This window comes from Stenotrophomonas sp. HMSC10F06, from assembly GCF_001807865.1.
GTDB lineage: Bacteria > Pseudomonadota > Gammaproteobacteria > Xanthomonadales > Xanthomonadaceae > Stenotrophomonas > Stenotrophomonas bentonitica_A.
On sequence record NZ_KV791279.1, the window covers coordinates 84,092 to 106,885 of the forward strand.

The following is a 22,794-nucleotide window of genomic DNA, read 5'->3' on the forward strand; positions in this document are numbered from 1 at the left end:
GATCGACCAACGCACCATTGCGTGACGGGGAGCTGTGTTATATTCCGTTTGGCGTAATACGCTGTGCGGAATGATTCAGTCCTTCCGATGCCGCCACACGCTCGCGCTGTTTGCGGGGCGATGCCCGCGCCAATTCCGTGCGTTCCAGTCACTGGCCGAGCGCAAGCTGCAGATGCTGGATGCTGCACAGACCCTGCAGTTCCTGCGCAGCCCGCCCGCAAATCGGCTCGAAGCGCTGTGCGGTGATCGACGCGGGCAACACAGCATCCGCATCAACGCGCAGTGGCGGTTGTGTTTTGTCTGGACCGACAACGGTCCGCGTGATGTCGAGATCGTCGATTACCACTGAGGTGCCATCCATGAGCCGCCCCATCAACAACCTCAGGGCCGTCCATCCGGGCGAAATCCTGCGCGAGGAGTTTCTGCTGCCGTTGCAGCTGAGCATTACTGCGCTGGCACGGGCCTTGGATGTGCCGCCGACGCGATTGCACGCCATCGTGCATGAAACCCGTGGCGTAACGGCCGATACCGCAGTGCGCCTGGCGCGTCATTTCGGCGGGGACGCCGCGTCGTGGCTGGCCCTCCAGGCCGAGTACGATCTGAAGACGCTGCCGACCCGTCAGGAAATCGAGCGCAGGGTGCAGCCGCGCGAGGCGGCCTGAGCGCCGCCCTTACCGGACGTTCGGCACTTCAAAGCCCAGCCGGTCCACCTGCTCGGGGTGCTGCGGCACGCGCTTGAGCTTGTCGGTGTTGACCCCGTAATCGTCACGCAGGCGGGTGGCGAGCTCTTTGTAGAGCTCCTTGTCCATGTCCGGCTGGCGCGCGAAGATCCAGGCCATCTCGCGGCCCGGGTAACCCAGCATCGCCCACGAATAGTCCGGCGCGACTTCCAGCACGCGGGTGTGGGTCGGCACGATCTTGTAGAACCAGGTGCGCCAGTTGTGGTTGCCGCTCTTCTCGTCCACCGAGGCGCGGACGGTCAGTTCCTGCTGCGGTTCGGAGAAGCCGTCGCGGTAGCGGTATCTGATCGACACCTTCTGGTCTCCGCGCAGGCGGAACTCATTGACGCTGGCGACGTGGCCGCGCTCGATCGGGTTCGGCACGCGGCCGATCACGTACCAGGTGCCCATGAACCGCTGCAGGTCGATCGGCGCCGCGGCGCTGTCGACCGCGACCGGCGTCGGCGCGGGGTCCGGTTTGGTCTCATGACGGAACGCACAGGCTGACAGCAACGCCAGCGAGGAGACCAACAGGACAGCGCGAAGCGGGCGGTTCGAAGACATGCGGCGGGTGGCTCCAGTGGCTGGCAGGGGCATGGTGGGTGGGACAGCAGAGAACGTCAATGGCGGCGCGGCGGTTGCGTGACCGATTCATGCAGCCTCGGCGCCGGAGGTCCTTGCTGCCGCGGCCGACCGACAAGGTCGCAGCCGGTGAGATGGCCGCGCGGCAAGGTGACGCATCACTTTCGCACGGAGCTGTGTCATGACCCTGTCGTCTTCCCCGCGTTCGTCCGACCGTCCCGATCCGCGCGTGCTGCGCTGCGTCAGGCAGGCCGCCCTGGCCGGGGTCGCCCTGGTCCTGGTCTGGCCCGCCGCACGGGGCCACAGCGAGTGGGTCGGCTGGCTGCCGCTGTGGCTGGTCGGCATGCCCCTGGTGGCCTGGTGGAGCCTGCATCGCTTCCGCCTGCCGCTACCGGGCCTGCTCACCCGGACCGCCCGCCGCCGTCGTGGGCCGCAGGCGCGGCGCCGCGGTCGCCCGCTGCCGCGACCGGCCCGGCCTGACCTTCGACACGTGAGCCGCAGCCAGACGGTGTGATAGCGTCCCAAGGCTATGAATGCCTGGAGCTGCAATGTCACGATTCGCTTCCGCCTGCCTGGTGGCAGGTCTGATCTCCGCCAGCGCGGCGGGAACCGCCATGGCCGCTGACGCCCCCGCGGACAAGTACGCCTGGCTTGAAGATGTCACCGGCGACAAGCCGCTGGCCTGGGTCAAAGCGCAGAACGCCACGTCCGAAGGCCGCCTGGCCTCGACCCCGGCGTTCAAGCAGATGGAGACCAGCATCCGCGAGGTGCTCGATTCGGACGCCAAGATTCCCGGCGTACAGAAGATCGGCGATTACTACTACAACTTCTGGAAGGACAAGCAGCACGAGCGCGGCCTGTGGCGCCGCACCACGCTGGCCGAGTACCGCAAGGCCTCGCCGCAGTGGGAAACCGTGCTGGATCTGGATGCGCTGAACAAGGCCGAGGGCGAAAACTGGGTCTGGCACGGCGCCGACTGCCTGCGCCCGGACTATTCGCGCTGCCTGATCGCGCTCTCGCGCGGCGGCGCCGACGCCGACGTCACCCGCGAGTTCGACCTGGCCAACAAGGCCTGGATCAAGGACGGTTTCTTCCGCCCCGAGTCCAAAGGTGGCCTGAACTGGATCGACCGCGACACGGTCTTCGTCTACACCGATTTCGGCACCGGCACGATGACCACTTCCGGTTACCCGCGGGTGGCCAAGCTGTGGAAGCGTGGCACGCCGATGGCTTCGGCTTCGGTGGTCTATGAAGGCAAGCCCGATGACATGTACATCGCGGCCATGCACGACGATACCCCCGGTTACGAGCGCAACCTGGTCAGCCGAACGCTGGCCTTCTACAACAACGAGATCTTCCTGCGCGCCGACGACGGCACGCTGACCAGGATCGATGCGCCGAACTCGGCGGAGAAGGGCCTGCGCAAGCAGTGGCTTACCCTGGAGCTGCGCGAGCCGTGGACCGTGGGCGGCAAGACCTACGCCGCCGGCGCGCTGCTGGCCACCAGGCTGGACGATTACCTCGCCGGCAAGCGCGACTTCGACGTGCTGTTCGCACCGACCGACACCACCTCGCTGGCCGGCACCAGCTGGACGAAGAACCACCTGGTCCTGAACGTGCTGGACGACGTCAAGAGCCGCCTGAGCGTGCTGACCCCCACCGACAGTGGCTGGAAGACGAGTGCCTTCACCGGCTCGCCGTCGTTCGGCACCGTGGCTGTCAGCGCGGTGGATGCCGACGACAGCGATGCGGTGTGGATGACCGTCACCGATTACCTGACCCCGACCACCCTGGCCATCGCCGAGATCGGCAAGCAGCCTGAAGTGCTCAAGACCATGCCGGCGTTCTTCGATGCCGATGGCAAGGTGATCGAGCAGCACTTCGCCACCAGCAAGGACGGCACCCGCGTGCCGTACTTCGTGGTGCACCGCAAGGACATGAAGCTGGACGGTTCCAACCCGACCCTGCTGTACGGCTATGGCGGCTTCGAGATCTCGCTGACCCCGTCCTACTCCGGTGGCATGGGCCGCGCATGGCTGGAGAAGGGCGGCGTGTACGTGGTCGCCAACATCCGTGGCGGTGGCGAGTACGGCCCGCGCTGGCACCAGGCGGCGCTCAAGCAGAACCGGCACAAGGCCTATGAAGACATGGCCGCGGTCGCCCGCGACCTGGCCAGCCGCAAGATCACCTCGGCCAAGCACCTGGGCGTGCAGGGCGGCAGCAACGGCGGCCTGCTCACCGGCAACATGCTGACCCAGTACCCGGAACTGTTCGGGGCGGTGGTGATCCAGGTGCCACTGCTGGACATGAAGCGCTACAGCCACCTGCTGGCCGGCGCCTCGTGGATGGCCGAATACGGCAATCCGGACACGGCCGATTGGGAGTTCATCAAGACCTTCTCGCCGTACCACCTGTTCGATGCGAAGAAGACGTACCCGCCGGTGCTGTTCACCACCTCCACGCGCGATGACCGCGTGCATCCGGCACACGCCCGCAAGATGGCGGCCATGATGATCGACGCCGGCAAGGACGTGACCTACTACGAGAACATCGAAGGTGGCCACGGCGGCGCGGCGAACAACGCGCAGGCCGCGCACATGTCGGCTTTGGCCTACAGCTTCCTGTGGGAGCAGCTCTCCAAGTAAGCTCGGGTTGCTCGACGGCCAGGGGCAGTCGAGCAGCCGGCAGGGAGTGAGCCTGCCGCAGACGTTGTAGCCCCCTGGAGCGGACTCCGGGTGGTGGGGCGTCAGGTTGGCTCCACCCCATTTTCAGCGCCACGCAGCGATGCGTGGCGTTTTTTTTCAGGGGTCGCTCAACGCACCCACGTCTCCAGCCCACGCGCGATCCGCCGCACCGCCTCTTCCAGGCGTGGCACTTCCTGCGTGTAGGCCAGCCGCACGTGCGCGTTGGCGCGGTGGTGCCCGAAGTCCAGGCCCGGGGTGAACGCGACATGCTCGGTTTCCAGGAAATGCGCACAGAAGGCCTGCGCATCCCCGGTGAACGCACTCACGTCGGCGTAGAGATAGAACGCGCCTTCCGGTTCCACTTCGATCCGGAAGCCGAGCGCCCGCAGCGCCGGCAGCAGGTAATCGCGGCGCTCGCGGAATGCCGCGCGGCGCTGCTCGAAAATCGCGATCGACTCCGGCTCGAAACATGCCAGCGCCGCATGCTGGGCGATGCTGGAGGCGCTGATGTACAGATTCTGCGCCAGCTTCTCCAGCTCCTTCACCGCCTGCGGCGGCGCGACCAGCCAGCCCAGTCGCCAGCCGGTCATCCCGTAATACTTGGAGAAGCTGTTGAGCACGAAGGCGTCATCGTCGACCTGCAGCACGCTGGCCGCGTCCATCCCGTAGGTGAGGCCGTGGTAGATCTCATCCACCACCAGGTGCCCGCCGCGCGACTTCAGTGACTGCGACAGCGCGTCCAGCTGCGCAGCGGAAAGCACGGTTCCGGTCGGGTTGGCCGGAGAGGCGACCAGGGCGCCGACACTCTCGGCATTCCATTGCCGTGCCACCAGTTCCGGCGTGAGCTGGTACGCCGTTTCCGGGCCGACCGGTACCAGCTGCGCGGCCCCTTCCACCAGGCGCAGGAAGTGCCGGTTGCACGGATAGCCCGGATCGGCCAGCAACCAGTGCTTGCCGGGATCGACCAGCAGGCTGCTGGCCAGCAGCAATGCGCCCGAGCCACCCGGGGTGACCAGGATCCGCTGGGGGTCGATCTGCACCTGGTAGCGATCCTGGTAGAACCCGGCAATCGCCTCGCGCAGCGCGGGCAGCCCGCGGGCGGCGGTATAGCGCGTGTGCCCGGCCGCCAGTGCCGCCTGGCCGGCGCGCACGATCGGGGCGGCGGTGGTGAAGTCCGGCTCGCCGATCTCCAGGTGGATCACATCGTGGCCGGCCTGCTCCAGCGCCTGCGCGCGGGCCAGCAGCGACATCACGTGGAAGGGTTCGATTTCCTGGCTGCGGCGGCTGTAGCCGGTGCCGGTCGGGGGCGTGCGGGAAGTGTCCATGGCCTGATGATAGGCGCAGTGACCAACGACAGGCTTGCTGCTGGCCCACCCGGCGGCACAGACTGCACGGACACGGACGCCATTGCATTCCCCCGCCAGGAGCCTTATCTCGTGAAACCCGCCCTTTGTTTACTGGTTGCCAGCCTCATGACCTCCAACGTGCACGCCGCCCCCGCGCTGACCCCGCCCGACGCCGAGAAGCACCCGCACACGGTGAAGGCTCCCTTTGGCGCGACCCGCAGCGATGATTACTACTGGCTGCGTGACGACAAGCGCGAAGACAGGAAAATGCTGGCGTACCTGAACGCGGAGAATGCCTATACCGACCAGGTCGTGGCGCCGCTCAAGCCGCTGGAAGACACGCTGTACAAGGAGATCGTCGCCCGCATCAAGCAGGACGATGCCAGCGTGCCCTCGCGTGACCGCGGCTACTGGTATTACACCCGCTTTGAAACCGGCAAGGACTACCCGATCCAGGCACGCCGCAAGGGCAGCATGGAGGCGCCGGAAGAAATCCTGCTCGACATCAACACGATGGCCGAGGGCAAGGGCTACTTCAACGTGGGCGATGCCGATGTCAGCCAGGACAACCATCTGCTGGCCTGGGCCGAAGATGATGTGGGCCGCCGCCAGTACGTGATCCGCTTCAAGGACCTGCGCACCGGTGAAGTGCTGCCGGACCGTATCGAGAACGTCTCGCCCAACGTGGTCTGGGCCGATGACAACCGCACCCTGTTCTACGTCGAGAACGATCCGGAGACGCTGCTCACCGTGCGCGTGAAAAAACACGTGCTGGGCACCCCGGCGAGCAGTGACGTGCTGGTCTACGAAGAGAAGGACGACAGCTTCTACATGGGCGTCGGCCGCACCCGCGATGATCGTTTCCTGACCATCGAACTGCACAGCACGGTCAGCTCGGAAACGCGCTACGCCCCGGCCGCCGATCCGCAGGCATTCAAGGTGCTGGCACCGCGTGCACGCGACGTGGAATACGACGCCGACCACTTCAACGGCCGCTGGGTGATCCGCACCAACGATGCTGATGCGAAGAACTTCAAGATCGTCACCGCACCCAGTGATGCCACCACGCGCAGCCAGTGGAAAGACTGGGTCGCGCACGATGATGCGGTGCTGATCGAAGGCTTCGAGCTGTTCGATGGCTTCACCGCGATCGCCGAGCGCTCCAATGGGCTGGAGCGCGTGCGCCTGCTGTTCCCGGATGGCCGCCAGGACTACGTCAAGGCCGACGAGCCGGCCTATTCGATGGGGCTGGCCGCCAACAGCGAACACGATACGCCGTGGCTGCGGTACGCCTACACCTCGCTCACCACCCCGACCACCACCTACGAGCTCAACACCGTCACCGGTGAGCGTCGCCAGCTCAAGCAGCAGCCGGTGATCGGCTATGACCCGTCGCAGTACACCACCGAGCGTGTATGGGTGACGGCCCGCGATGGCGTCAAGGTGCCGGTGTCGCTGGTCTACCGCAACGGTTTCAAGAAGGACGGCACCGGCGCGCTGTACCAGTACGCCTACGGCAGCTACGGCATGTCGATGGATCCGGGCTTCAACCAGACCGTGGTCAGCCTGCTGGATCGCGGCGTGGTGTATGCCATCGCCCACATCCGCGGCGGCCAGGAAATGGGCCGTGCGTGGTATGAGGACGGCAAGCTGCTCAAGAAGCAGAACACCTTCAACGATTTCGTCGATGTCACCCGTGAGCTGGTCCGCCAGGGCTATGCGGCCAAGGACCGCGTCGCCGGCTCCGGTGGCAGCGCCGGTGGCCTGCTGATGGGCGCGGTCGCCAACCAGGCACCGCAGGATTACCGCGTGATGGTCGCCCAGGTGCCGTTCGTGGATGTGGTCACCACCATGCTCGATGCCAGCATCCCGCTGACGACCAACGAGTACGACGAGTGGGGCAACCCCGAGCAGCGCGAGTACTACGACTACATGCTGAAGTACTCGCCGTACGACAACGTCGCCAAGCAGGCCTATCCGGCCCTGTATGTCGGCACCGGGCTGTGGGATTCGCAGGTGCAGTACTGGGAGCCGGCCAAGTGGGTGGCCAAGCTGCGCGATGACAACACCGGTCACTTCCCGATCGTTTTCCGCACCAACATGGAAGCCGGCCACGGTGGAAAGTCCGGCCGCTTCCAGCGCTATCACGAGCTGGCCGAGTCGTATGCGTTCGTGCTCGACCAGCTGGGCGTGACCCGGACCCCGTAATGGCAGCCGCCGGCCGCCGGCCGCCGAGGGACGACGATGGCTGCTGCCCGGCCAAGGATCGTCAACCGCTCCGGTAGTGCCGGCTGCTGGCCGGCACCGCCTGGGCCCAGCAGGAGGCGGGGCTGCCGGCCAGCGCCGGCACTGCCGGGGGGCTTCCAGGGGCGCGATTTCTGCGCGGCCTGTTCATCCAGCCAGCACCCAAGCGCCCAAAGTGCGCGGCTATACTCAGGGCATGAAGACATCCCCCCGTACCCTCATCTCCCTGACGCTGGCTGCCTCGGCGCTGCTGGTGCTGTCGGCCTGTGGCAACAAGGGCCCGCTGGTCCTGCCGCAGAAGCCGGTCCCGGTCGAAGAACAACTGGTCGAACCGGCCGCCGACGACGCCACGCCGCCGGCCGCCGATGCCGATACCGATTCCCCGGTGGTTCCCGATCCCGTTGAAGCCCCGGCGCTGAAGGCCAATGACGGGAATGAGTAAGGCAAGCACGTCCGCGGCGCTGCGTTTCACCAAGATGCATGGCGCCGGCAATGATTTCGTGGTGTTGGACCTGCGCGATGGCAGCGTACCGCCGGATGCCGCACTGGCCGCGCGCCTGGCCGATCGCCATACCGGCGTGGGTTGCGACCAGATCCTGACCATCGAACCGCCCAAGGCCGAGGGCTCGGTGGCCTCCTACCGGATCTGGAATGCCGACGGCAGCCGTTCGGAGCAGTGTGGCAACGGCGCGCGCTGCGTCGCTGCCTGGCTGGTGCGCGATGGTGCGGCCACTGGCACCACGTTCGCGATCGACAGCCCGGTCACCACGCACGCGGTTGAGCGCCTGGGTGAAGACCAGTACGCGGTGGCCATGGGCGTGCCGCGTTTCGAGCCGGAGAACGTGCCGCTGATCGGCTTCGCCCGCGCCCGCGAGGAGTATCTCTTGCCGCTGCAGGGGGACACGGTGCGTTTCGGCGCGGTGTCGATGGGCAATCCGCACGCGGTCATCGAAGTGGGCCTGGTCGATGCCGCCCCGGTCGAACGCCTGGGTCCGTTGCTGCAGCAGCACGCCTCGTTCCCGAAGTCGGTCAACGTCGGCTTCGTGCAGGTGCTCGGCCCGCAGCATGCGCGCCTGCGCGTGTACGAGCGCGGTGCCGGCGAAACCCTGGCGTGCGGCAGCGGCGCGTGCGCCGCGGCCGTGGTGATGATGCAGCGCGGTCGCCTGCAGCGCGATGCCACGATGTCGCTTCCGGGTGGCGATCTGCGCATCCGCTGGCCGGCCGATGATGCACAGATCGTGATGTCCGGACCCGCAGCCTTCGTCTTTGATGGAGAGTGGAACGCATGAGCGACACCGCCGAGAAAATCGGATCGCACGAAGTAGCCGCCTGGCTGCGCCGGCATCCGACCTTCCTGAAACAGTTCCCGGACCTGGCCCTGACCCTGGTGGTGCCGCGTGATGACGGTCCCACCGCGTCGCTGGCCAGCTACCAGCTGGAAGTGCTGCGCGACAAGAACCGTGAGCTGTCGCGGCGGCTGGCCGATCTGGCCGCCAATGCGCAGATCAACGAGCGCTTGGCGGTCCGCACGCACCAGCTCACCCTGGCACTGATGAAACAGGACTCGGCGGCCGATACCCTGCGGGCGATGGCCGCCTCGCTGGAAGAAGATTTTGCTGGCGATCTGGTCCGGCTGATCGTGCTGCACCCGGTTGCGGGGCTGGAGCAGGCGCCGTGGCTGCAGGTGATCGAGGAGAGCAGCCCGTTGCTGGGGGTGTTCCGCGATTGCCTGAAAGACGGCGAGCCGATCTGTGGCCGCCTGCAGCCGGAAAAAAATACCGTGCTGTACGCGGGGCGTGCCGAGGAAGTGCAGTCCAGCGCGCTGCTGCCGCTGCCGGGCGTCGGCCTGATCGCGGTGGGCAGCCACGACGGCAACCGGTTCTACCCCGGCATGGGCACGTTGTTCCTGCGCATGATGGGCGAGTCGCTGGTCGTGGCCCTGCAGCGTTTCCCGTCGCCCTGACATTCCCTTGAGCGGAGCCGTCGTGAGTACCGCGCAGGACTTCCTGTCGCATCTGCAGGTGGAGCGCCGCATGTCGGCGCACACGCTGGATGCCTATCGTCGCGACCTGGACGCCCTGGCGGCGTGGTCGGACGGGCAGGGCGCCATCATCGACACGCTCGACAGCGCGCAGCTGCGCCAGTTCATCGCGGCCGAACACCGGCGTGGCCTGTCGCCCACCTCGCTGCAGCGCCGGCTCTCGGCGTGCCGCAGCTTCTACGCGTGGCTGCTCAAGCACCATCGCATCGCGGCCAACCCGGCCACCGGCCTGAAAGCCCCCAAGGCGCCGCGCAAGCTGCCGCAGGTGCTCGATGCCGATGAAGCCGTGCAACTGGTCGAACTGCCCACCGATGCACCGCTCGGCCTGCGCGATCGCGCGCTGCTGGAGCTGTTCTATTCCTCCGGGCTGCGCCTGAGCGAGCTGTGCGCGCTGATCTGGCGCGACCTGGATTTCGATACCGGCCTGGTCAACGTGCTGGGCAAGGGCAACCGCGAGCGCCGGGTGCCGTTCGGCTCGCATGCACGCACCGCGCTGCAGGGCTGGCGGGCCGAGAGCGGCGGCGCGGCGACCGCGCCGGTGTTCCCCGGGCGCAAGGGCGGGCCGATCACCCAGCGCGCCGTGCAGATCCGCATCCGCCAACTGGCCCAGCGCCAGGGCCTGTTCAAGCACGTGCACCCGCACATGCTGCGGCACAGCTTCGCCAGCCACATCCTGGAATCCTCCGGTGATCTGCGCGGCGTGCAGGAGCTGCTCGGTCACGCCGACATCGCCACCACGCAGATCTACACCCACCTGGATTTCCAGCACCTGGCCAAGGTCTACGATGCGGCCCACCCGCGCGCCAAGCGGCGCAAGAGCGGCAACGAAAGCTGAATCGATCCGCTGCGGCATCCGGGCGCAGGGCAGGGCGGGTTGAAGCGTCGGGCAGAGACCCCACCTCAGTCTTTGTCACCCCGGAGGCTCCATGGACCCCAGTCAGAACCCCAACGTATTTCATGCCACCACCATCATCTCGGTGCGCCGCAATGGGCATGTCGCCGTCGCCGGCGATGGCCAGGTCACGCTTGGCCACACGGTGATGAAGGGCAACGCCCGCAAGGTGCGCCGCCTGGGTCGCGAGGGCCAGGTGCTGGCCGGTTTCGCCGGTGCCGCCGCCGATGCCTTCACCCTGTTCGAGCTGTTCGAGGCCAAGCTGGAAAAGCATGGCCAGCTGCAGCGCGCTGCGGTGGAACTGGCCAAGGATTGGCGCACCGAGCGCCGCCTGGGCAAGCTTGAGGCATTGCTCGCCGTCGCCGACAAGGACACCTCGCTGATCATCAGCGGCACCGGTGATGTGATCGAGCCTGAAGACGGCATCATCGCGATCGGGTCCGGTGGCTCCTACGCCCTGTCGGCCGCCCGCGCGCTGATGGCGCACACCGAACTGGATGCCCGCACGATCGCCACCGAGTCGATCAACATCGCCGGCGACATCTGCATCTACACCAATCGCAACGTGGTGGTCGAGGAACTGTAAGCATAGTGCCGGCCGCTGGCCGGCAACCTCGAAAAACCCAATTCATCCGTGAGCACACCCATGCCGCACAAGATTGAAGTTTCTTCCGCCACCATGACCCCGCGCGAAATCGTGCAGGAACTGGACCGGCACATCGTCGGCCAGCACGACGCCAAGCGTGCGGTCGCCATCGCGCTGCGCAACCGCTGGCGCCGCATGCAGCTGCCGACCGAGCTGCGCAACGAAGTGATGCCCAAGAACATCCTGATGATCGGCCCGACCGGCGTCGGCAAGACCGAGATCGCGCGTCGCCTGGCCACGCTGGCCAATGCACCGTTCGTCAAGGTCGAAGCGACCCGCTTCACCGAGGTCGGCTATGTCGGCAAGGATGTGGAGCAGATCATCCGCGACCTGGCCGACACCGCGGTCAAGCTGTACCGCGAGCAGGCCAAGGTGCGCGTGCGCACGCAGGCCGAAGAACGCGCCGAAGACCGCATCCTGGATGCGCTGCTGCCGCGCCGCAGCACCGGCATCGGCTTCGACGCCGAAGCCGCGCGCAATGAGCCGTCCGCGCAGGACAACGAGACCCGCATCAAGTTCCGCCGCATGCTGCGCAACGGTGAGCTGGACGAGCGAGAGATCGAGCTGGAAGTGTCGGCCAACGTGAGCATGGACATCATGACCCCGCCGGGCATGGAGGAAATGGGCCAGCAGCTGCGCCAGATGTTCTCCAGCATGGGCGGCGCGAAGGCGCAGAAGCGCACGCTGTCGATCAAGGCGGCGCGCCCGCTGCTGGTCGAGGAGGAGGCCGGCAAGCTGGTCAACGAAGACGACATCCGCAGCGCGGCGATCGAGGCCTGCGAGCAGCACGGCATCGTGTTCATCGACGAGATCGACAAGGTCGCCAAGCGCGGTGACAACGTCGGTGGTGGCGATGTGTCGCGCGAGGGTGTGCAGCGCGATCTGCTGCCGCTGGTGGAAGGCTCCAACGTCTCCACCAAGTACGGCACGATCAAGACCGACCACATCCTGTTCATCGCCTCCGGTGCGTTCCACCTGGCCAAGCCCAGCGATCTGATCCCGGAGCTGCAGGGTCGTTTCCCGATCCGCGTGGAGCTGGGTGCGCTGAGCAAGCAGGACTTCGTGCGCATCCTCACCGAGCCCAAGGCTGCGCTGACCAAGCAGTATGAAGCGCTGCTGCAGACCGAGGGCGTCTCGATGAAGTTCACCGTCGATGCGGTCGACCGCCTGGCCGAGATCGCGTTCCAGGTCAACGAGCGCCAGGAAAACATCGGCGCGCGCCGCCTGCACACCGTGCTGGAGCGCCTGCTGGATACGCTGAGCTATGAAGCGCCGGATCGCGATGGCGAGACCATCAGCATCGACCAGGCCTATGTCGATGCGCATCTGGGCGAGCTGGTGCAGGATCCTGACCTGAGCCGCTACATCCTGTAACGGCACGCAACGATCGGGTGGTAGGAAGAACGGCGGCACTGCGGTGTCGCCGTTTTTTTGCTCAGGCGTCGTCGTCGGTTGGCAGGGCGGTGGGCGGGGCGCCCGGGGTGAATACACCTGGCTGCACGAATGCGCTGAGGATCGCATCCAGCGTCTGCGCGCCATCGCGCTGAATCTCGAACAGCTCCGGTTCCAGCATCGCGCTATACAGCACGCCGGTCAGGCTGGTGCTCACGATGCGCGCCACCGTGTCCACGTCTACCCCCTCGCGCAGCTGTCCCAACTCCCGCGCGCGCTGGAACGCGGCCGCGAAAATGCCCAGCTCCTCACGCGATGCCTCCAGCTGCAGCGCCTGCATCGCCTGGCTTTCCACCGACAGATCGTTGCGCAGCATGATTTCCATCATGTTGCGCAGGCGTTCGTCTTCGGCCAGTTCGCGGAAGGAGACCAGCAGCGCCGAGCGCAGGTCCAGGATCGGCGTGTTGCGCTTGGCCGAGGTGGTGCGGCGCATGCGCTCGATGAACGGCACGCGCTCGCGGTCGATCATCGCGGTCAGCACTTCGGCCTTGTTCTTGAAGTGCCAGTACACCGCGCCGCGGGTAAATCCGGCGCGCGCGCCGATCATCGCCAGGCTGGTGCCGGCGACCCCGTATTCATGGAAACAGACCTGGGCCGCATCGAGGATGCCCTCGCGGGTGGCCTGCGCCTCTTCTTTGGTTTTTCTGGCCATTGCGCTGTGCAGTTGCTGGATGAAACCGGCCTGAATTGTACCGCTTTACAAACAAACATGCATGTATGTATATTTGCGCCCCACTGATCCTCAGCGAGGACTGCCCGCGAATGCCGGCGGGTCTCGTTTCGGATATTTGCCGTCATTTGCTGCCTGTTTGTCGTCATTCTTCGCTTTTATCGGAAGTTGGGCTGCAGGCGCGCCCTTTTCCGTCTGCGAGCCCCTACCGCCATGTCCAGAACCCCGTACCGTCTTCTCGCGCTTTCCCTCGCGATCGCCCTGACCGTGTCCGCCTGTGGCGGTGGTGAGCAGGAGGGTCCACAGGGCGGGCCTGGCCAGGTCACCGTGGCCACCCTGAAAGCCGAGCAGGTCGGCCTGACGCGCGAACTGCCTGGCCGGACCAACGCGTTCCTGGTGGCCGAAGTGCGCCCGCAGGTCAACGGCATCGTGGCCAAGCGGCTGTTCACCGAAGGGGGCCTGGTCACCGCGGGGCAGCCGCTGTACCAGCTTGATGACGCCAGCTACCGGGCCCAGGCCAACAGCGCCCGCGCCCAGCTGGCGCGCGCCGAAGCCACCGCCAATGCCGCACGCCTGAGCGCCAGGCGCATCGGCGAGCTGGCCAAGGTCGAAGCGGTCAGCACCCAGGACAACGAGAACGCGATCGCCGCGCTCAAGCAGGCCGAGGCCGATGTCGGCGCTGCGCGTGCCGCGCTGGATGCGGCCAACGTGACGCTGGGCTATGCCCGCATCACCGCGCCGATCAGCGGCCGCATCGGCAAGTCCTCGGTCACCCAGGGCGCGCTGGTCAGCGCCGGCCAGGCCGAAGCGCTGGCCACCGTGCAGCAGTTGAACCCGATCTATGTCGATCTGACCCAGTCCGCCAGCGAGCTGCTGCAGCTGCGCCGCGAGCTGGCCAGCGGCCGCCTGCAGGACAACCAGACCCTGCCGGTGACGATCCTGCTCGACGACGGCACCGAGTTCGACCACAAGGGCACCCTGGAATTCTCCGAAGTCAGCGTGGACCCGACCACCGGCAGCTACGCGCTGCGGGTCAAGGTCGAGAACCCGGACCAGGTGCTGATGCCGGGCATGTACGTGCGTGCGCAGGTCGGCAGCGGCGTGCGCGAGAACGCGATCCTGGTGCCGATGCAGGGCATTGCCCGCGATCCCAAGGGCGATACCAGCGCCATGGTGGTCGGCAAGGACGACAAGGTCGAAGTGCGGCAGGTCAAGGTGAGCCGCTCGCTCGGCGACAAGTGGCTGGTGGAGGACGGGCTGAAGGCCGGTGACAAGGTCATCGTCGAAGGCCTGCAGAAGATCCAGCCGGGCATGCCCGTGCAGGCCACCGAAATGGGCGCGGCCCCGGCCAAGCCGGCCGCCGCGCCGGCGGCTCCCGCCGCCCAGCAGTAACCGGAGAATTCCATGGCACGTTTTTTCATTGATCGCCCCATCTTCGCGTGGGTGATTGCGATCATCATCATGCTCGCCGGTGGCCTGGCGGTGCTCAAGCTGCCGGTCTCGATGTACCCGGAAGTGGCACCGCCGGCCGTCGAGATCAGCGCCAGCTACCCGGGTGCATCGGCCAAGGTAGTCGAGGACTCGGTGACGCAGATCATCGAGCAGAACATGAAGGGCCTGGACGGCCTGATCTATTTCTCCTCCAACAGTTCCTCCAATGGCCAGGCCACGATCACGCTGACCTTCCAGAGCGGCACCGACCCGGACATCGCCCAGGTGCAGGTGCAGAACAAGCTGCAGCTGGCCATGCCGCTGCTGCCGCAGGAAGTGCAGCGCCAGGGCATCAACGTGGCCAAGTCGAGCAGCGGCTTCCTGCAGGTGCTCGGCTTCGTGTCTGAAGACGGCAGCATGGATGCCAACGACATCTCCGATTACGTCGGCTCCAACATCGTCGATCCGCTGAGCCGCGTGCCCGGCGTGGGCAACATCCAGGTGTTCGGTGGCAAGTACGCCATGCGCATCTGGCTGGACCCCAACAAGCTGCACACCTACAAGCTGTCCACCGCCGAAGTGATCGCGGCGATCACCGCGCAGAACGCGCAGGTCGCCATCGGCCAGCTTGGCGGTGCGCCGTCGATCAAGGGCCAGCAGCTCAACGCCACCATCAACGCGCAGGACCGCCTGCAGACCCCGGAGCAGTTCCGCAACATCATCGTGCGCAGCGCGCAGGACGGTGCCGAACTGCGCCTGGCCGACGTGGCCCGCGTGGAGCTGGGGGCCGAGTCGTACGACTTCGTGACCCGCTACAACGGCAAGCCGTCTTCAGGTATCGCGATCACCCTGGCCACCGGCGCCAACGCGCTGGCCACCGCCAACGGCGTGCGTGCCACCCTGGATGAAATGGCCCCGAACTTCCCGGCCGGCCTGAAGGCGGTGGTGCCGTATGACACCACCCCGTTCGTGCAGGTCTCGATCAAGGGCGTCATCAAGACCCTGATCGAAGCCATCGTGCTGGTGTTCCTGGTGATGTACCTGTTCCTGCAGAACTTCCGCGCGACCCTGATCCCGACGATCGCGGTGCCGGTGGTGCTGCTGGGCACGTTCGGCATCCTGGCCGCGCTGGGCTTCTCGGTGAACATGTTGACCATGTTCGCGATGGTGCTGGCGATCGGCCTGCTGGTCGATGACGCGATCGTGGTGGTGGAGAACGTCGAGCGGATCATGTCCGAGGAAGGCCTCTCGCCGCTGGAAGCCACGCGCAAATCGATGAGCCAGATCACCGGCGCGCTGGTCGGCATCGGCCTGGTGCTGTCGGCGGTGTTCGTGCCGATGGCCTTCATGAGCGGTGCCACCGGCGTCATCTACCGCCAGTTCTCGGCCACGATCGTCTCGGCGATGGCGCTGTCGGTGCTGGTCGCCATCGTGCTGACCCCGGCGCTGTGCGCCACCATGCTCAAGCCGCTCAAGAAGGGCGAGCACCACGTGGCCCACAAGGGCTGGTCGGGCCGTTTCTTCAACGCGTTCAACCGCGGCTTCGACAACTCCAGCGCGAAGTATCAGCGTGGCGTGCGCGGCATCCTCGGCCGTCCGTGGCGTTTCATGGGCGTGTTCGCCGCGCTCGCGCTGGTGATGGGCCTGCTGTTCATGCGCCTGCCCAGTTCGTTCCTGCCCAATGAAGACCAGGGCATCCTGATGGCGCTGGTGCAGACCCCGGTCGGCGCCACCCAGGAACGTACCCTGGAATCGATCGACAAGCTTGAAAAGCACTTCATGGAGAACGAGGCCGACGCGATCGAGTCGATCTTCTCCGTACAGGGCTTCAGCTTCGCCGGCATGGGCCAGAACGCGGGCATGGCCTTCGTCAAGCTCAAGGACTGGAAGGACCGTGATGCCGACCAGGGTGCGATGCCGATCACCGGACGTGCCATGGCCGCGCTGGGCGGGATCAAGGACGCCTTCATCTTCGCCTTCCCGCCGCCGGCGATGCCGGAGCTGGGCATCGGCTCGGGCTATACCTTCTTCCTGAAGGACACCAGCGGTGCCGGTCACCAGGCTTTGCTGGATGCACGCAACCAGCTGCTCGGCATGGCCGGGCAGAGCAAGCTGCTGGCCAACGTGCGCCCGAACGGGCAGGAAGACACCCCGCAGCTGCGCATCGATATCGATGTCGGCAAGGCCAGCGCGCTGGGCCTGTCGCTGGAGGCGGTCAACACGACGCTGGCGGCGGCATGGGGCAGCAGCTACATCGATGACTTCATCGACCGTGGCCGGGTCAAGCGCGTGTACGTGCAGTCCGATGCGCCGTTCCGCATGAACCCGGAAGACTTCAACCTGTGGTCGGTGAAGAACACCGCCGGTGAGATGGTGCCGTTCTCGGCCTTCGCCAGCCAGCGTTGGGATTACGGCTCGCCGCGCCTGGAGCGCTACAACGGCGTCTCCGCGATGGAGATTCAGGGCGAGCCCGCTCCGGGCGTGGCCTCGGGCGATGCGATGAACGAAGTGGAGAAGCTCGCCAAGCAGCTGCCGGCCGGTTTCGACATCGAGTGGACCGCGCTGTCCTACCAGGAACGCCAGGCCGGTTCGCAGACGCCACTGCTGTACACGCTGTCGCTGCTGATCGTGTTCCTGTGCCTGGCCGCGCTGTATGAAAGCTGGAGCGTGCCGACCTCGGTGCTGCTGGTGGCGCCGCTGGGCATCCTCGGCGCGGTGCTGGCCAACACCTTCCGCGGCATGGAGCGCGACATCTACTTCCAGGTGGCGATGCTGACCACGGTGGGCCTGACCAGCAAGAACGCGATCCTGATCGTGGAGTTCGCCAAGGAGAACCTGGAGAAGGGCGCCGGCCTGATCGAAGCGACGATGCATGCCGTGCGCGACCGTCTGCGCCCGATCATCATGACCTCGCTGGCCTTCGGTCTGGGCGTGCTGCCGCTGGCTATCGCCTCCGGTGCCGGCTCTGGTGCGCAGCAGGCTATCGGCACCGGCGTGCTCGGCGGCATGGTGGTCGGCACCCTGCTGGGTGTGTTCTTCATCCCGCTGTTCTTCGTGGTGGTGCAGCGCGTGTTCAATCGCAAGAAGTACGGCAAGAACGCTGGAGGTTCCGATGCGTAAGCCCATGATGGCCAGCCTGGCGCTGGCCGTGAGCCTGGTGCTGTCCGGCTGCTCGACGCTGGAGCCGCGCAGCACCGAAGTCGCCCCGGCGATTCCCTCGCAGTGGCCGGCAACGGCTACCACGGGGGCAGTGACCGCTGCACCGATGGAAGTGGCCGACATCGGCTGGCGCGACTTCTTCGTCGACCCGCGCCTGCAGGCAGTGATCAGCCAGTCGCTGGAGAACAACCGCGACCTGCGCGTGGCCGTGCTCAACGTCGAGCGTGCCCGGGCGCAGTACCGCATCCAGCGCGCCGACCGCGTGCCGGCGATCGGCGTGCAGGGGCAGATGACCCGCAGCGGCGGTGATGCGCCGGTGACCGAGCAGTTCAGTGCCAACCTCGGCGTGGTGGAGTTCGAGCTGGATCTGTTCGGCCGCGTGCGCAACCTCAGCCAGGCCGCGCTGCAGCAGTACTTCGCCGAAGCGGCCAACCGTCGCAGCGCGCAGCTGTCGCTGGTGGCCGAGGTGGCCAACGCGTGGCTGACCCTGGGCGCGGACAGCGAACAGCTGCGGATCGCCCAGGCGACGCTGGCGACGTACGAAGATTCGCTGCGCCTGACCGAGGCACGCCGTCAGCTTGGCGGCGCCTCGGCGCTGGAACTCAGCCAGACCCGCACCCTGGTGGAAACCGCGCGCACGGATGTGGCGCGCTTTGCCGGCCAGGTCGCCCAGGACCGCAATGCACTGGTGCTGCTGGCCGGCGGGCCGGTCGATGCCGCCCTGCTGCCGCAGGCCGAGGTGACCGATGTGGCCAGTGTGCGGCCGCTGCCGGCCGGCATGCCGGGCGATGTGCTGCTGCGTCGGCCGGACGTGATGGCCGCCGAGCACGTGCTGCTCTCGGCCAACGCCAACATTGGTGCCGCGCGCGCGGCGTTCTTCCCGTCGATCAGCCTGACCGGCAACATCGGTTCGGCCTCCTCGGAGCTGTCGGGTCTGTTCGACAGCGGCACGCGCGTGTGGAGTTTCATTCCCAAGCTCAACCTGCCGATCTTCCAGGGCGGCAAGCTGCGCGCGAATCTGGGCATGGCCACCGCCGATCGCGATATCGCACTGGCGCAGTACGAGAAGGCGATCCAGTCCGGGTTCCGCGAGGCGGCCGATGCGCTGGCGCTCAACGAGAGCCTGGATGCGCAGTTGTCTTCGCAGCAGGCGCTGGTCGCCGCGGCGGAGCAGGCGCAGCGATTGTCCCAGGCGCGTTACGACGCCGGCCTGGACAGCTTCCTGACCTTGCTGGACGCACGGCGTACCGCCTACACCGCGCGGCAGTCGCTGGTCAGCACGCAGTTGGCGCAGCAGTCCAACCAGGTAGCGTTGTACAAGGTGCTCGGTGGCGGCTGGCACGAGCGCGGGTAAGTCTGCGCGGGTGCGTCCGGCCGGCCGCACCCGCGCCCGTCATGGGTAGTCGGCGCGGCCATCGCCGTGGCAGCGCCGCGCGCGGTCCAGCGCATTGCCCGCCTCGCGTGCCATGCGTTCGTACTCGCGGCGGATCTCTTCCAGGCGCTCTTCGTCCAGCTCTTCCAGATCGAGCAGTTCGTTGTTGGCGCCCTTGGTGGCGCGGATCAGCCCATCAAGCTTGATCTGGATCGCGGCGGTATCCGCGTTCTGAGTGACCGCCGCCAGGAAGGTCCACGGCGTTCCCGCCGCACAGGACGCCTTCTTGGCGACCAGGATGAAGAGGCTGCGCAGTTTCATGAGGCACGGCAGACCGGGTCCGAGGTGCCTGCATCATTGGTGGGGCGCCGTGCAGGCGCTGTGCAGCCGGGGCGGGTCAGACCCGAGCATGCAACCGCGGACGCGAGGACAGGTCCTGGCGGCCGGCATGGTAGACGTGTTCCCAGCACTGGTCGACGAACTGGCGTGCCTGTTCTTCGGACAGGCGCGGCATGATCTGCAGCGCGTAGTGGGTCTGGAACATTTCATCGCGCTGCTCATCGCTGGCACGCGGTTGCGTGATCAGCGAGTCGCAGGCGAATTTGATCCACGGCACGTAATGGCCGAACGAGCCCGTCCCGAGGTTGCCGTCGGCATGACGCTGGCGCCAGTAGCTGACTTCGGCGTCGACATCGATGACGGCAGGGATGGAGATCTGGGCGGAGGACATGGTCACTTCAGTTTGGGAAGAAGGGAATCTGGATGATGGCGTAGAGCGCGGTGCAAGCGGTGTCATGGCGATGTGGAGCTGGTGTGGCGGCTTTCGCCACGTTGATCGCGCAGCAGATGAGCGTGGTGGACCACGCCGAGCCGCTCGGCCAGCGTCGCCAGCCGGTTGCAGACGGCGACACGTTGCTGGGGATGGGACCGCGTCAACTCATCCTGTATCGCCTGGTAGGCATCCCAGAAAGGCGCGGCGTTTTGGTGGCGTGCGTAGTGCACCTGCAGTCGTTCCCAGGCATCGGTCAGCTCGGGTTCGACGGAGGAGGTGCGGCGGGTTCGGGCATGCATGACGTCTCCTCGACGATGGTGCCCCCTGTGCAACCACCTTAAGCCGTTCATGCAGCGCGGTTGTTAGTGCGGCGTGTTCGCCGTGTCCGGCGACCGTCGTCGGTGCGTGAGGGCATCACGCGCAGACACCCACGGCACAGGGCCCTGCGGCCCGGCCTGCTCACTGAAGCATTCAGAACGTAGCCGTGCCCGCGCGCCACCGTTCGGCCCCGCGCGGGCATCTTCCACGCATATGCGCGCGGAAGCGGCGGCGCTTACTCGCCGATGTCTTCGTTCCAGACCTCGGGATGGGCGCTGATGAAGCCGCCAAGCAGGTCGATGCATGCCTGGCTCTGCATGTCGATCACCTTGACCCCGTTCTCGCGCAGCCACTCGATGCCGCCCTGGAAGGTGACCGACTCGCCCACCACCACGGTGCCGATGTTGAACTGGCGCACCAGCCCGCTGCAGTACCAGCACGGGGCCAGGGTGGTGACCATGATGGTGTCCTGGTAGCGGCGCTGGCGGCCGGCCTTGCGGAAGGCATCGGTTTCGCCGTGCACCGAGGGGTCGCCTTCCTGGACGCGGCGGTTGTGGCCGCAGCCGAGCAGGCGGCCGTCGTTGTGGTACAGCGCGGCGCCGATCGGGATGCCGCCTTCGGCCAGGCCCTGGCGGGCTTCGGCGATGGCGGTTTCGAGCAGGGCGGCGTAGTCGGGGGTGGTGATCATGCGCAATCCAGGAACGTGAAGGCCCCCATGATAGTGGGCGGCCTGCCGCAACGGCGCCGGCGGTGCGATAATCGTCCCCATGAGCGAATCCCCCTACAAGACTGGCACCACCCATTTCGGCTTCCGCGATGTCGCTGCGAAGGACAAGCAGAAGCTGGTGGGCGAAGTGTTCACCTCGGTCGCGCGCAGCTACGACCTGATGAACGATCTGATGAGCCTGGGCATCCACCGGGCGTGGAAGCGCTACTACGTGGCCACCGCGCAGGTGAAGCCGGGCGACCGCGTGCTGGATCTGGCCGGCGGCACCGGCGATATCGCCGCGCTGATCAAGGAGCGGGTGGGTGACGAGGGTGAAGTGGTGCTGGGCGATATCAACGCCGGCATGCTCTCCGTCGGCCGTGACCGGCTGACCAACCGCGGCCTGGTCGCAGGCCTGAACTACGTGCAGTGCAACGCCGAGGCGCTGCCGTTCCCGGATGCGAGCTTCGATCTGGTCACGATCGCCTTCGGGCTGCGCAACGTCACCGACAAGGAAGCCGGCCTGCGCGAGATGCATCGCGTGCTCAAGGTGGGCGGCCAGGCGCGCGTGCTGGAGTTCTCGGAAGTCACCGCCGACTGGTTCAAGCCGATCTACGATTTCCACTCGTTCAAGATCCTGCCCAAGCTGGGCCAGCTGTTCGCGCGTGATGGCGACAGCTACCAGTACCTGGCCGAGAGCATCCGCAAGCATCCGCCGCAGGAGCAGCTCAAAACCATGATGGCCGAGGCCGGTTTCGAGCGCTGCCATTACAAGAACCTGACCGGCGGCATCGTTTCGATTCACTCCGGCTACAAACTTTGAGACAGCGGTCCGGTTCCCGCTGAGGGGGCTCGGCCACACTGCAGGCAGGCTGTCGAAGAGGGCCTGCCATGCGCCTGTACCGCGGGCTTGCCCGCGTATTTCCCCGCTCATTCACCGCCAAGCTGATGGCGGTGGTGTTCCTCGGCCTGCACGTCCCGCTGCTGGTCCTGCTGCTGTGGATGGCTGCGACGGGCCACTACGCGCGCGGGGTGATGTGGACCGTGGTCGGCGTGGTGCTCCTGGCCACGCTGCTCGGCACCGCGATCGCGATGATGGCGCTGTACCGCCTGATGGCGCCGCTGCGGCAGGCGGCCGATGCGCTGGAGGCCTACTACGACGAGCAGCGCCTGCCGCACCTGCCCGACCTCGGCCATGACGAGATCGGCCGGCTGCTGCGCAGCATCAACCGCAACCTGCATGGCGTGGACGCCGGCCTGCGTGATCTGCGTCGCAGTGTGCTGCTCGATCCGCTGACCCAGGCCCTGAACCGGCGCGGCTGCGAACAGGCGCTGGCCGATTCGGCAGCGTGGGCGAGCGCACAGGCCCGCCCGCTGACCCTGTTCGTGGTCGACCTGGACAACCTCAAGCCGATCAACGACGCCCACGGCCACCTGGCCGGGGACCAGGTGCTGGTGCGGCTGGTGGAGACCGCGCGGCTGTGGCTGCGCGGCCCGGACTGGATCGGGCGCTGGGGCGGCGATGAGTTCCTGCTGGCGGTACACGCCGACAGCAACGAGGCCGGCGAGCGGGTCACCCGCTGGCTCGCACAGCTGGCGGCACCGGCGCGCGCTGGCGAGCCGCCGGTCAAAGCCAGTGCCGGCGCCGCCCGGTATCGCCCCGGTGATGACCTGCGCGAGGCCTACCGGCGCGCCGATGCGGCCATGTACCGGGCCAAGTACGCCGGGGGCGGGCGGCTGCTGCGCGCCGAGGACTGAAT

The 22,794-nt window shown here is 66.8% G+C and carries 23 protein-coding genes; 16 read left to right on the plus strand and 7 right to left on the minus strand.

The window, feature by feature from the left end:
- Positions 1 to 70 precede the first annotated feature (70 nt).
- Together HMPREF3113_RS09805 and HMPREF3113_RS09810 are read left to right on the plus strand one after the other, a co-directional pair.
- A complete protein-coding gene (locus HMPREF3113_RS09805; RefSeq protein WP_070471909.1) occupies positions 71 to 349 on the plus strand; it encodes a type II toxin-antitoxin system RelE/ParE family toxin in 279 nt (92 codons plus the stop codon).
- Positions 350 to 359: 10 nt separating this feature from the next.
- On the plus strand, positions 360 to 662 hold the full coding sequence (locus HMPREF3113_RS09810) for a HigA family addiction module antitoxin (RefSeq protein ID WP_019183666.1): 303 nt from the start codon (positions 360 to 362) through the stop codon (positions 660 to 662).
- A gap of 9 nt (positions 663 to 671) precedes the next feature.
- Here the strand turns inward: HMPREF3113_RS09810 and HMPREF3113_RS09815 are convergent, their stop codons facing one another.
- Entirely contained in the window at positions 672 to 1,283 is a 612-nt protein-coding gene (locus HMPREF3113_RS09815) for a lipocalin family protein (protein ID WP_019183667.1), read from the minus strand.
- Positions 1,284 to 1,488: 205 nt separating this feature from the next.
- Here HMPREF3113_RS09815 and HMPREF3113_RS09820 point away from each other — a divergent pair, with 205 nt between their 5' ends.
- Both HMPREF3113_RS09820 and HMPREF3113_RS09825 read left to right on the plus strand, forming a co-directional pair.
- A complete protein-coding gene (locus HMPREF3113_RS09820) occupies positions 1,489 to 1,815 on the plus strand; it encodes a hypothetical protein (protein ID WP_083279926.1) in 327 nt (108 codons plus the stop codon).
- A 34-nt stretch (positions 1,816 to 1,849) separates the two neighbouring features.
- Positions 1,850 to 3,946 carry a prolyl oligopeptidase family serine peptidase gene (locus tag HMPREF3113_RS09825; RefSeq protein ID WP_070471911.1) on the plus strand — a complete coding sequence of 699 codons (2,097 nt, stop codon included), beginning with the start codon at positions 1,850 to 1,852 and terminating at the stop codon, positions 3,944 to 3,946.
- A 167-nt stretch (positions 3,947 to 4,113) separates the two neighbouring features.
- Here the strand turns inward: HMPREF3113_RS09825 and HMPREF3113_RS09830 are convergent, their stop codons facing one another.
- On the minus strand, positions 4,114 to 5,310 hold the full coding sequence (locus HMPREF3113_RS09830) for a pyridoxal phosphate-dependent aminotransferase (RefSeq protein WP_019183670.1): 1,197 nt from the start codon (positions 5,308 to 5,310) through the stop codon (positions 4,114 to 4,116).
- A 111-nt stretch (positions 5,311 to 5,421) separates the two neighbouring features.
- Here HMPREF3113_RS09830 and HMPREF3113_RS09835 point away from each other — a divergent pair, with 111 nt between their 5' ends.
- From HMPREF3113_RS09835 to hslU, 7 genes are all read left to right on the plus strand, one after another.
- Positions 5,422 to 7,539, plus strand: a complete 2,118-nt coding sequence (locus HMPREF3113_RS09835) for a S9 family peptidase (RefSeq protein ID WP_070471915.1) — start codon at positions 5,422 to 5,424, stop codon at positions 7,537 to 7,539.
- 232 nt (positions 7,540 to 7,771) lie between these two features.
- Positions 7,772 to 8,017: an LPS translocon maturation chaperone LptM gene (locus tag HMPREF3113_RS09840; RefSeq protein WP_019183672.1), complete on the plus strand. Its 246-nt coding sequence runs from the start codon at positions 7,772 to 7,774 to the stop codon at positions 8,015 to 8,017.
- The gene (dapF, locus tag HMPREF3113_RS09845; protein WP_070471917.1) at positions 8,010 to 8,864 is read left to right on the plus strand and encodes a diaminopimelate epimerase; all 855 of its coding nucleotides are present in this window, start codon (positions 8,010 to 8,012) and stop codon (positions 8,862 to 8,864) included. Before HMPREF3113_RS09840 ends, dapF begins: the two co-directional genes overlap by 8 nt.
- Positions 8,861 to 9,538 carry a DUF484 family protein gene (locus HMPREF3113_RS09850; RefSeq protein ID WP_019183674.1) on the plus strand — a complete coding sequence of 226 codons (678 nt, stop codon included), beginning with the start codon at positions 8,861 to 8,863 and terminating at the stop codon, positions 9,536 to 9,538. The genes dapF and HMPREF3113_RS09850 overlap by 4 nt, the downstream gene beginning before the upstream one ends.
- A 22-nt stretch (positions 9,539 to 9,560) precedes the next feature.
- A complete protein-coding gene (gene xerC / locus HMPREF3113_RS09855; protein WP_019183675.1) occupies positions 9,561 to 10,451 on the plus strand; it encodes a tyrosine recombinase XerC in 891 nt (296 codons plus the stop codon).
- Positions 10,452 to 10,542: 91 nt separating this feature from the next.
- On the plus strand, positions 10,543 to 11,094 hold the full coding sequence (gene hslV / locus HMPREF3113_RS09860) for an ATP-dependent protease subunit HslV (RefSeq protein ID WP_019183676.1): 552 nt from the start codon (positions 10,543 to 10,545) through the stop codon (positions 11,092 to 11,094).
- Positions 11,095 to 11,154: 60 nt separating this feature from the next.
- On the plus strand, positions 11,155 to 12,528 hold the full coding sequence (gene hslU, locus HMPREF3113_RS09865) for an ATP-dependent protease ATPase subunit HslU (protein ID WP_019183677.1): 1,374 nt from the start codon (positions 11,155 to 11,157) through the stop codon (positions 12,526 to 12,528).
- Between the two features lie 61 nt (positions 12,529 to 12,589).
- Here hslU and HMPREF3113_RS09870 read toward each other — a convergent pair whose 3' ends face one another.
- Positions 12,590 to 13,258: a TetR family transcriptional regulator gene (locus HMPREF3113_RS09870; RefSeq protein WP_070471919.1), complete on the minus strand. Its 669-nt coding sequence runs from the start codon at positions 13,256 to 13,258 to the stop codon at positions 12,590 to 12,592.
- A gap of 231 nt (positions 13,259 to 13,489) precedes the next feature.
- Here HMPREF3113_RS09870 and smeD point away from each other — a divergent pair, with 231 nt between their 5' ends.
- The 3 genes from smeD to HMPREF3113_RS09885 are packed head-to-tail and all read left to right on the plus strand — an operon-like array spanning position 13,490 to position 19,220.
- Positions 13,490 to 14,668 (plus strand): multidrug efflux RND transporter periplasmic adaptor subunit SmeD, encoded by a 1,179-nt coding sequence (gene smeD, locus HMPREF3113_RS09875; RefSeq protein WP_070471921.1) that lies wholly within the window; start codon positions 13,490 to 13,492, stop codon positions 14,666 to 14,668.
- A 12-nt stretch (positions 14,669 to 14,680) separates the two neighbouring features.
- Entirely contained in the window at positions 14,681 to 17,827 is a 3,147-nt protein-coding gene (smeE, locus tag HMPREF3113_RS09880) for a multidrug efflux RND transporter permease subunit SmeE (protein WP_070471923.1), read from the plus strand.
- Positions 17,820 to 19,220 (plus strand): efflux transporter outer membrane subunit, encoded by a 1,401-nt coding sequence (locus tag HMPREF3113_RS09885; protein ID WP_139146337.1) that lies wholly within the window; start codon positions 17,820 to 17,822, stop codon positions 19,218 to 19,220. Before smeE ends, HMPREF3113_RS09885 begins: the two co-directional genes overlap by 8 nt.
- A 39-nt stretch (positions 19,221 to 19,259) precedes the next feature.
- Here the strand turns inward: HMPREF3113_RS09885 and HMPREF3113_RS09890 are convergent, their stop codons facing one another.
- From HMPREF3113_RS09890 to HMPREF3113_RS09905, 4 genes are all read right to left on the minus strand, one after another.
- On the minus strand, positions 19,260 to 19,559 hold the full coding sequence (locus HMPREF3113_RS09890) for a low affinity iron permease family protein (RefSeq protein ID WP_070471926.1): 300 nt from the start codon (positions 19,557 to 19,559) through the stop codon (positions 19,260 to 19,262).
- A 76-nt stretch (positions 19,560 to 19,635) separates the two neighbouring features.
- Positions 19,636 to 19,968, minus strand: a complete 333-nt coding sequence (locus tag HMPREF3113_RS09895) for a hypothetical protein (RefSeq protein ID WP_019186055.1) — start codon at positions 19,966 to 19,968, stop codon at positions 19,636 to 19,638.
- Between the two features lie 62 nt (positions 19,969 to 20,030).
- Complete coding sequence (locus HMPREF3113_RS18360; RefSeq protein ID WP_083298761.1) at positions 20,031 to 20,309, minus strand: hypothetical protein; 279 nt, start codon at positions 20,307 to 20,309, stop codon at positions 20,031 to 20,033.
- 254 nt (positions 20,310 to 20,563) lie between these two features.
- The gene (locus tag HMPREF3113_RS09905) at positions 20,564 to 21,016 is read right to left on the minus strand and encodes a nucleoside deaminase (protein ID WP_019186053.1); all 453 of its coding nucleotides are present in this window, start codon (positions 21,014 to 21,016) and stop codon (positions 20,564 to 20,566) included.
- A gap of 79 nt (positions 21,017 to 21,095) precedes the next feature.
- On the opposite strand from HMPREF3113_RS09905, the gene ubiE reads away from it, so the two are divergent.
- Positions 21,096 to 21,857: a bifunctional demethylmenaquinone methyltransferase/2-methoxy-6-polyprenyl-1,4-benzoquinol methylase UbiE gene (ubiE, locus tag HMPREF3113_RS09910; protein WP_070471930.1), complete on the plus strand. Its 762-nt coding sequence runs from the start codon at positions 21,096 to 21,098 to the stop codon at positions 21,855 to 21,857.
- A 68-nt stretch (positions 21,858 to 21,925) separates the two neighbouring features.
- On the plus strand, positions 21,926 to 22,792 hold the full coding sequence (locus tag HMPREF3113_RS09915; protein ID WP_019186051.1) for a GGDEF domain-containing protein: 867 nt from the start codon (positions 21,926 to 21,928) through the stop codon (positions 22,790 to 22,792).
- The last annotated feature ends 2 nt before the right edge of the window (positions 22,793 to 22,794 follow it).

Coding starts and splice junctions, on each gene's coding strand:
- HMPREF3113_RS09805 (WP_070471909.1), top strand. CDS start 71: ATGATTCAGTCCTTCCGATGCCGCCACACGCTCGCGCTGTTTGCGGGG.
- HMPREF3113_RS09810 (WP_019183666.1), top strand. CDS start 360: ATGAGCCGCCCCATCAACAACCTCAGGGCCGTCCATCCGGGCGAAATC.
- HMPREF3113_RS09815 (WP_019183667.1), bottom strand. CDS start 1,283: ATGTCTTCGAACCGCCCGCTTCGCGCTGTCCTGTTGGTCTCCTCGCTG.
- HMPREF3113_RS09825 (WP_070471911.1), top strand. CDS start 1,850: ATGTCACGATTCGCTTCCGCCTGCCTGGTGGCAGGTCTGATCTCCGCC.
- HMPREF3113_RS09830 (WP_019183670.1), bottom strand. CDS start 5,310: ATGGACACTTCCCGCACGCCCCCGACCGGCACCGGCTACAGCCGCCGC.
- HMPREF3113_RS09840 (WP_019183672.1), top strand. CDS start 7,772: ATGAAGACATCCCCCCGTACCCTCATCTCCCTGACGCTGGCTGCCTCG.
- dapF (WP_070471917.1), top strand. CDS start 8,010: ATGAGTAAGGCAAGCACGTCCGCGGCGCTGCGTTTCACCAAGATGCAT.
- HMPREF3113_RS09850 (WP_019183674.1), top strand. CDS start 8,861: ATGAGCGACACCGCCGAGAAAATCGGATCGCACGAAGTAGCCGCCTGG.
- hslV (WP_019183676.1), top strand. CDS start 10,543: ATGGACCCCAGTCAGAACCCCAACGTATTTCATGCCACCACCATCATC.
- hslU (WP_019183677.1), top strand. CDS start 11,155: ATGCCGCACAAGATTGAAGTTTCTTCCGCCACCATGACCCCGCGCGAA.
- HMPREF3113_RS09870 (WP_070471919.1), bottom strand. CDS start 13,258: ATGGCCAGAAAAACCAAAGAAGAGGCGCAGGCCACCCGCGAGGGCATC.
- smeD (WP_070471921.1), top strand. CDS start 13,490: ATGTCCAGAACCCCGTACCGTCTTCTCGCGCTTTCCCTCGCGATCGCC.
- smeE (WP_070471923.1), top strand. CDS start 14,681: ATGGCACGTTTTTTCATTGATCGCCCCATCTTCGCGTGGGTGATTGCG.
- HMPREF3113_RS09885 (WP_139146337.1), top strand. CDS start 17,820: ATGCGTAAGCCCATGATGGCCAGCCTGGCGCTGGCCGTGAGCCTGGTG.
- HMPREF3113_RS09890 (WP_070471926.1), bottom strand. CDS start 19,559: ATGAAACTGCGCAGCCTCTTCATCCTGGTCGCCAAGAAGGCGTCCTGT.
- HMPREF3113_RS09895 (WP_019186055.1), bottom strand. CDS start 19,968: ATGTCCTCCGCCCAGATCTCCATCCCTGCCGTCATCGATGTCGACGCC.
- HMPREF3113_RS18360 (WP_083298761.1), bottom strand. CDS start 20,309: ATGCATGCCCGAACCCGCCGCACCTCCTCCGTCGAACCCGAGCTGACC.
- HMPREF3113_RS09905 (WP_019186053.1), bottom strand. CDS start 21,016: ATGATCACCACCCCCGACTACGCCGCCCTGCTCGAAACCGCCATCGCC.
- ubiE (WP_070471930.1), top strand. CDS start 21,096: ATGAGCGAATCCCCCTACAAGACTGGCACCACCCATTTCGGCTTCCGC.
- HMPREF3113_RS09915 (WP_019186051.1), top strand. CDS start 21,926: ATGCGCCTGTACCGCGGGCTTGCCCGCGTATTTCCCCGCTCATTCACC.